The sequence below is a fragment of the Neobacillus drentensis genome, from assembly GCF_036966985.1.
GTDB lineage: Bacteria > Bacillota > Bacilli > Bacillales > Cytobacillaceae > Neobacillus > Neobacillus drentensis_E.
Map to the genome: position 1 here is coordinate 23,325 of NZ_JBALSN010000123.1, position 6,160 is coordinate 29,484.

7 protein-coding genes are annotated in these 6,160 nt (G+C 37.8%); 4 read left to right on the plus strand and 3 right to left on the minus strand.

The genetic code is table 11. The annotated features are described in order from the left end of the window. Positions 1–39 precede the first annotated feature (39 nt). Both nth and V7659_RS08870 read left to right on the plus strand, forming a co-directional pair. The gene (nth, locus tag V7659_RS08865; RefSeq protein ID WP_144547411.1) at positions 40–702 is read left to right on the plus strand and encodes an endonuclease III; all 663 of its coding nucleotides are present in this window, start codon (positions 40–42) and stop codon (positions 700–702) included. Continuing rightward, entirely contained in the window at positions 695–1,057 is a 363-nt protein-coding gene (locus tag V7659_RS08870; protein WP_335539503.1) for a YpoC family protein, read from the plus strand. Before nth ends, V7659_RS08870 begins: the two co-directional genes overlap by 8 nt. A gap of 30 nt (positions 1,058–1,087) precedes the next feature. On the opposite strand, the gene V7659_RS08875 is transcribed toward V7659_RS08870, so the two are convergent. From V7659_RS08875 to recU, 3 genes are read right to left on the minus strand one after another with little or no spacing between them, the layout of a single operon-like run. Then, the gene (locus tag V7659_RS08875; protein ID WP_335539504.1) at positions 1,088–1,267 is read right to left on the minus strand and encodes a hypothetical protein; all 180 of its coding nucleotides are present in this window, start codon (positions 1,265–1,267) and stop codon (positions 1,088–1,090) included. Continuing rightward, complete coding sequence (locus V7659_RS08880; RefSeq protein WP_335539506.1) at positions 1,200–3,680, minus strand: PBP1A family penicillin-binding protein; 2,481 nt, start codon at positions 3,678–3,680, stop codon at positions 1,200–1,202. Before V7659_RS08880 ends, V7659_RS08875 begins: the two co-directional genes overlap by 68 nt. A 29-nt stretch (positions 3,681–3,709) precedes the next feature. Continuing rightward, the gene (gene recU, locus V7659_RS08885) at positions 3,710–4,324 is read right to left on the minus strand and encodes a Holliday junction resolvase RecU (protein WP_335539508.1); all 615 of its coding nucleotides are present in this window, start codon (positions 4,322–4,324) and stop codon (positions 3,710–3,712) included. A 195-nt stretch (positions 4,325–4,519) separates the two neighbouring features. Here recU and V7659_RS08890 point away from each other — a divergent pair, with 195 nt between their 5' ends. Both V7659_RS08890 and V7659_RS08895 read left to right on the plus strand, forming a co-directional pair. Further along, on the plus strand, positions 4,520–5,497 hold the full coding sequence (locus V7659_RS08890) for a DUF2515 domain-containing protein (protein ID WP_335539510.1): 978 nt from the start codon (positions 4,520–4,522) through the stop codon (positions 5,495–5,497). Positions 5,498–5,841: 344 nt separating this feature from the next. Next, positions 5,842–6,105 (plus strand): hypothetical protein, encoded by a 264-nt coding sequence (locus tag V7659_RS08895; RefSeq protein ID WP_335539512.1) that lies wholly within the window; start codon positions 5,842–5,844, stop codon positions 6,103–6,105. Positions 6,106–6,160: the final 55 nt, after the last annotated feature.

The following is a 6,160-nucleotide window of genomic DNA, read 5'->3' on the forward strand; positions in this document are numbered from 1 at the left end:
TAACACAGCCCTTAATTTAAATAGAAGTAGGTGATAGATATGCTAAATAACAGCCAAATCCGTTATTGCCTTGATCAAATGGGTGAAATGTTTCCTGATGCCCACTGTGAGCTTAACCATTCGAATCCATTCGAACTAGTCATTGCTGTAGCTCTATCAGCACAATGTACGGATGTGCTTGTCAATAAAGTAACCAAATCATTATTTGAAAAATATAAAACACCAGAGGATTACCTAGCAGTTCCTCTTGAAGAATTGCAAAACGATATTCGCTCGATTGGGCTTTACCGGAATAAAGCTAAAAACATTCAAAACCTTTGTCGAATTGTATTAGAAGAATATAACGGTGATATCCCAACAGACCGTGATGAGTTAACAAAACTGCCTGGTGTTGGCAGGAAAACAGCGAATGTTGTGGTGTCGGTTGCTTATAATATACCTGCAATTGCAGTAGACACACATGTGGAGAGAGTTAGTAAACGATTAGGTATTTGCAGGTGGAAGGATTCTGTCCTTGAAGTGGAAAAAACATTAATGAGGAAGATTCCAAAAGAAGAGTGGTCACTCACACACCACCGCCTGATTTTTTTTGGACGTTACCACTGTAAAGCTCAAAATCCACAATGTCCAAGCTGCCCTTTATTAGAGCTCTGCAGGGAAGGAAAAAAGAGGATGAAAGGGCAGGTCGCGAGTAATGGATAAAAAGGAAGTGGAGATTTCCAACCTTCTGACAGAATGGAAAAATAGTAAAGTGCAATTGGAAGTATTATTCCGTGAACGTAAGTATAAAAATGCAAAAGTGTTAATGGATAAAGGGATTCAGTTGTTCACTCAATTCCTGGCCTGGTCAAATGATTTGCCAGTTACCTTGAATGAAACACTTAATTATAAACAGTTAGAATTTAAACCGGTTAATGTGGAAGAACGATTGGCCTTTATTACCTCAAGGCCAGCATTATATCATTCTTATCGACAACTATCAGAGTTGATGATTGAACAAGAAAAACTGTTTGTAAAAAGAAACATACTAAAAAAAGCGTCTAAACCAAATGGTTAGACGCTTTTTAATGTTTTTTGATTGCTAGGTTTAGCCAGGAGTTCCTACAGCAGGCTGCTCTCCTGTCCCGTTGTCAACTGGGGTATCTGGTGGGGTGGTTCCTTCCCCAGTTCCTTGATCCCCGCCGTTGTCACCAGTGCCATCACCAGTGCCAGTCACCAGTCCCGTTACCGTTACCGTTGCCAGTCCCGTTACCGTTACCATTACCATTGCCGTTACCATTTCCGTTCCCTGGCGGGATGCCTGGCTCGGTGCCCGTGCCAGGGTTAGTTTCTTGGGTTGGAATTTCAAGGGTTGTCGTTACGGGATCGCTTTGTCTATCTCCACTAATCGCAATAATGGTGAAGGAATACTTCGCACCCGGTACCGCTGGAATAGTTAATGCCGTTTCTGCTTGAGTATATTGTTTCTGTTCTGTCCCGTTATTCACTGTAATAGAGAAAGTAACATTGGATTTTTTAGAGTGCTTCCAAGATAATCCAATTGTATTACTTGACTGATCATAGGTTGCTTTTAGATTTTTTGGAGCAGCTAGTTTGTCATACTTTGTGGAAACTCGATTAGGTGAGTGACCCTTCACAGCATACTCTGTAATAATTTGACTTGATGGTGTGTATTCACTTGCTAAAACTGGAGGCATAGAGCCTCTCTCAATCCTTACTCTTTGAACGCTGCTAGGCATTTTAAAGTCAGGTGTATCGATATCCTTCGATACATGTTCCATTACGTTCTTAAAAATTAATTGCGCGATACGTTGATTATTTCCAACCGCATTAATAGGGGTGCTCCGGTTCTTATAACCAGTCCAAATGGATGCGGTGTAATTGGTGGTATAACCGGTGAACCATGCATCAGGAACAGATCTGCTGCTTGGAATATCCCATTTTTGAATTTCTTCATCTGTATAGTTAGTTGTACCTGTCTTCCCGGCAATTTCAAGTCCAGGGACACTCGCTCTTGTGCCTGTTCCAGGATATTCGAGAACACTTTCCATCATACTTGTAATCATAAAAGCAGTAGAGTCTTTCATTACCACTTTCGGTTCTGGAGCAGTGCTTATCACAGTACCATCACGTAGTTTTATTTTCCTAATCGCATGTGGTTTTGTGTAAATACCTTTATTACCAAATGCACTGTAGGCACCTGCCATTTGCAGAGGGGATACACCCGTTTTAAATCCACCAATTGCATAGGATTCAAAAATTTCCTTTAATGGGATACCTAAATTTACTGCAAAGTCTTTTGCTTTATCAAGACCAACTTGTTGCAAGGCTTGAACAGCTGGTGAATTTCTTGATAATTGCAATGCCGTTCTGATGGTCATTGCTCCCTTATAGCTTTGGTCCCAGTTCCCAAACTTTTTCCCAGAAGAATAAGTAATGGGTTTATCTTCAATCATTTCATAAGTGCCCCAGTTTAAATACTCAATTGCAGGCGCATAATCAAGAACTGGTTTAATAGTTGACCCAGGTTGACGCTGGGTATCAATTGCATAGTTAAATCCACGTTTGACTTTTTGATTTCTGCCGCCTCCGATGGCACGGATTTCACTTGTTTTTGTATCCAGAAGAGCAACCCCGGCTTGGAAATCATCATCCGGATAGTCAATCACGTCATCTTTATTAAGGATGTCCTCTACATAGGATTGTGCATTCGGATCAAGTGTTGTATGAATCGTTAAGCCATCAGTAAAAATATCAAAATCAGAAGTTTCTTTCACTTCATCAATGACTGCATCGACAAATGAATCAAAGGGTTTCTCTTTAACCTCTCGCTCTTTTTCATTTAAGACGGTATCTTTAACTGACACTTTTTTCGCATCTTCCATCTCTTGCTTAGAAATAAATCCATGCTGGTGCATTAACGTTAAGACGATGTTTCGTCTTTCTTCAGCTAAATCAGGATGATCGAAAGGGTTGTAATTATTTGGACTTTGCGGCATTCCAGCAATCTGGGCAGCTTCCGCTAGAGTTAAATCCTTTAATTCTTTTCCATAGAAAATTTTTGCAGCGGTAGCGATCCCATGACTATTTTCAGAAACATATACCTTATTTACATACATTTCGAAAATTTGGTGCTTTGTATATTGCTGTTCCAATTGATAAGAAAGCCAAGCTTCTTCAACCTTCCGCTTTAAGGTTTTTTCAGGAGTTAAAAATGAGTTTTTAACCACTTGTTGAGTAATGGTGCTGGCACCCTCAGAACCAAAGCCATGTTGAATATTTGCTAGGACAGCGCCACCTAATCGAATCGGGTCAATTCCATGGTGCTTGTAAAAACGATAATCCTCTGTTGCTAAGATCGCATTTTCGACTACTTGCGGAATATCTTTATAGTTAACATATTCCCGATTAACAGCACCCACTTCCGTTACAAGTTTGTCATCTTTATCTAAAATCTTCGAAGGGATTGGATCTTTTAATAATTTCGGGTCAAGTACGGGAGCATCCTTTACTAAGTACGCGAAAGTACCCACACCAGCCAGTATACCAATAATACCAAGGGCCACTAATGTTAGAAAAATTTTCTTTACAAGTCCTCCAGATTTTTTCTTGGCTTTTGGTTTACCTTTAGATTGGAGCTTCTTTCTGCGCTCCTCTCTTGATTGGTATTGTTCAGACATTGTAATATTCCTTCCTTTCGAGCCTTTTCTCAATTGTAAAGTTTATCTATAATTTTAATATAGTCAATTCGGGGTTGAAAACCAAGTGGAATCAGATATCCCTTTTGTTCCACTTCTTCTTTTGTAATCGATTTTCTGCCTCCATTTGTCATTCGCTCCCAAAAAGTTAACAAGTGTTTTGCTTCAAGTAAGAAAACTTGTTCAAACCTTGTAAAACGAAGGATAACAAAACATATACCTCCTTGATTAAGAACTTCTTCCATATGCTGTATCTGGTGTTGATGAAAATTCTTTAAGGGAAAGGAGGTGGGATTCTGTGTTTCTTTTGCTTCGAAGTCAATATACCTTCCTTTATAAACACCATTGTAATCCGTCGTTGATGCTAATTTGAAATAAGCCTCTTTAATCACAGCTGCACTCCGATTGGGATAATCAACTTGGACTATTTGCACTGGAGTTGGTTTCTTATGAATAACTGCTACTTTTCTCTCCCGGTAATATTCATTAGTTTCATTTAAATCTTCTTCTAGCGTCATACCTCTATTACTATAAGAACCATTTTTCCTTTTCTTACTGGTACTTTCTGTGTCTGCGCCCTGTTCTTTTGGTATGTACCTTTTTCCATTTGGATAGTTAAAATTCACTTTTTTACACCTCTCAAGCTATTCCTTATCATATCAAATCTTAGCGAGATTGGGGTGTATAAAATATTTTTGCATACACAGGCTAATAACAATTGTACCGAGAATGCCGAATTTATACATGATGCATTTTTCATAAAAGGAACAAACGCTAAAATTGTACTAATAATCTATTAAAAAACATAAGGGAAGATGAATATGAATCATCTTACAATACAGGAACAAACAATCATTCGTCAAATACAAGAAGAAACGAATAAAAAAAATGCCGATAATATCTCAAGGACAGAAGCATATTTATCTTTTTTTAAAAAAAATCCGGATATCAATTGGGCTTTCTTAGCAAGCATGGTTTCAAGAAATGGTGGATGGAATATGTGTGACCTGCAAGGGTCAATCTTTCCTCATTTGATCACAGACATGACAAGAAAACAGCTTTTTCTAACCTATGAACGGGCAAATTGGCTTATTTTTCAGGATGTCTATCCTCAGTTGTTGGTCTATCAATATTCGACGAAAATGAATCGCCAAATGTTTCATTTACTTCCTTATTTTCATGTTTCAGCGTTTATCCAAAAGGAATGGTATCGATATTGGAAAGAAAACGATAAGAATAGACTAATGACTTGTTTAATCATAAATGAGCAAAATGTCATTCAAACGCCTGTAATTGAACACCCTGTTTATAAAAAAAATGTTTTCCAAACAAAGCTTTTTTCATTTCAGGATTGGCTTCATTTCAGCTGCGTTTTGTTTCCAACATGTGGAGGCGAATTATACGGTGCTAGTGTCAATGGCTTCAAATCACTTTCGAAACGAATCAATTTAGGTAAACGACTTGCCAGTATTCTTTTTCACCCACGGCTATTTCCTTATTTTTATGAGTTTGCAGTAAAAACGCCTCATACTGGTTCAAGATATGATTATGAACAGTATTTTAAAATAAAAACAGGTCAAAAAACACCGATACTACGAGCGACCTTTCCAATTATAGAGCATAATCAACATAAATTTGAAGATTGGAGTTTGCAACGAAGGGTTTCCCCTAGGTGGTTATACTTTCCCGTAGACAATCGTCACCCGATTCATTTGACAGATTGGTACTTTACCAAATCAAATCAACTTCAATTAATGCTGGCACTCCAAAAGACATTGCAGTTAAAAAAGTGGAATTAGAAAAAGCAAGGGAAGTCTCCCTTGCTTTTTTTGGTTTTATTCAGCCGGACGGTTTTCACCGACAAGCTTTTTATCACCGTAGCCTGTCTTTTTTGCTTCATCTGCTGGTTTAGATTGCTGATTTTTGTTTTGTTGATTATTTTTTGGCATTAATAGCACCTCCAATAATAGAATGTGCGCTTTTTAATTTTTCATGCAAGTTAAGTTGGTGTCGAAACCTTAAGGGAAAAATGCCATTTTACCACTACCTTTGGCGAATAGAAACTAGTTTTGTCAAGGGAGAAGGAAGCAAAAAAAAGAAAGAGAATTATACTAAATAGAAAACGCTGGGAGGGGTTTGATTGATGAATAAGCCATTGTCCGATAAAGAAAAGTTGATTTCAATGCTTACAGAAATATATGATCAATTAGAAGACTTGGAAGTGGTGCTAGAAGCATCCTTCTCAGACCTGCGAAAAAGTTTGGATCAGGAAGAACAGGATAAGATAAGGGAATCCAAACAAAAATTATTTGGAATACAACAAACATTGGATAAAGTTAACTCTATTTCAAACCTAGAATTAGCCGGTGAGCCTTACAACTTGAATTGGGCTTTTAATTGCCCTTAAAATAACAATATCAATTAAAGTAGCATGGAATAAAACTTCATGCTGCTTTTTTATT

What these genes read in the sequence shown, in the direction of transcription:
- nth (WP_144547411.1), top strand. Translation starts at nt 40, where the DNA reads ATGCTAAATAACAGCCAAATCCGTTATTGCCTTGATCAAATGGGTGAA.
- V7659_RS08870 (WP_335539503.1), top strand. Translation starts at nt 695, where the DNA reads ATGGATAAAAAGGAAGTGGAGATTTCCAACCTTCTGACAGAATGGAAA.
- V7659_RS08875 (WP_335539504.1), bottom strand. Translation starts at nt 1,267, where the DNA reads ATGGTAATGGTAACGGTAACGGGACTGGCAACGGTAACGGTAACGGGA.
- V7659_RS08880 (WP_335539506.1), bottom strand. Translation starts at nt 3,680, where the DNA reads ATGTCTGAACAATACCAATCAAGAGAGGAGCGCAGAAAGAAGCTCCAA.
- V7659_RS08890 (WP_335539510.1), top strand. Translation starts at nt 4,520, where the DNA reads ATGAATCATCTTACAATACAGGAACAAACAATCATTCGTCAAATACAA.
- V7659_RS08895 (WP_335539512.1), top strand. Translation starts at nt 5,842, where the DNA reads ATGAATAAGCCATTGTCCGATAAAGAAAAGTTGATTTCAATGCTTACA.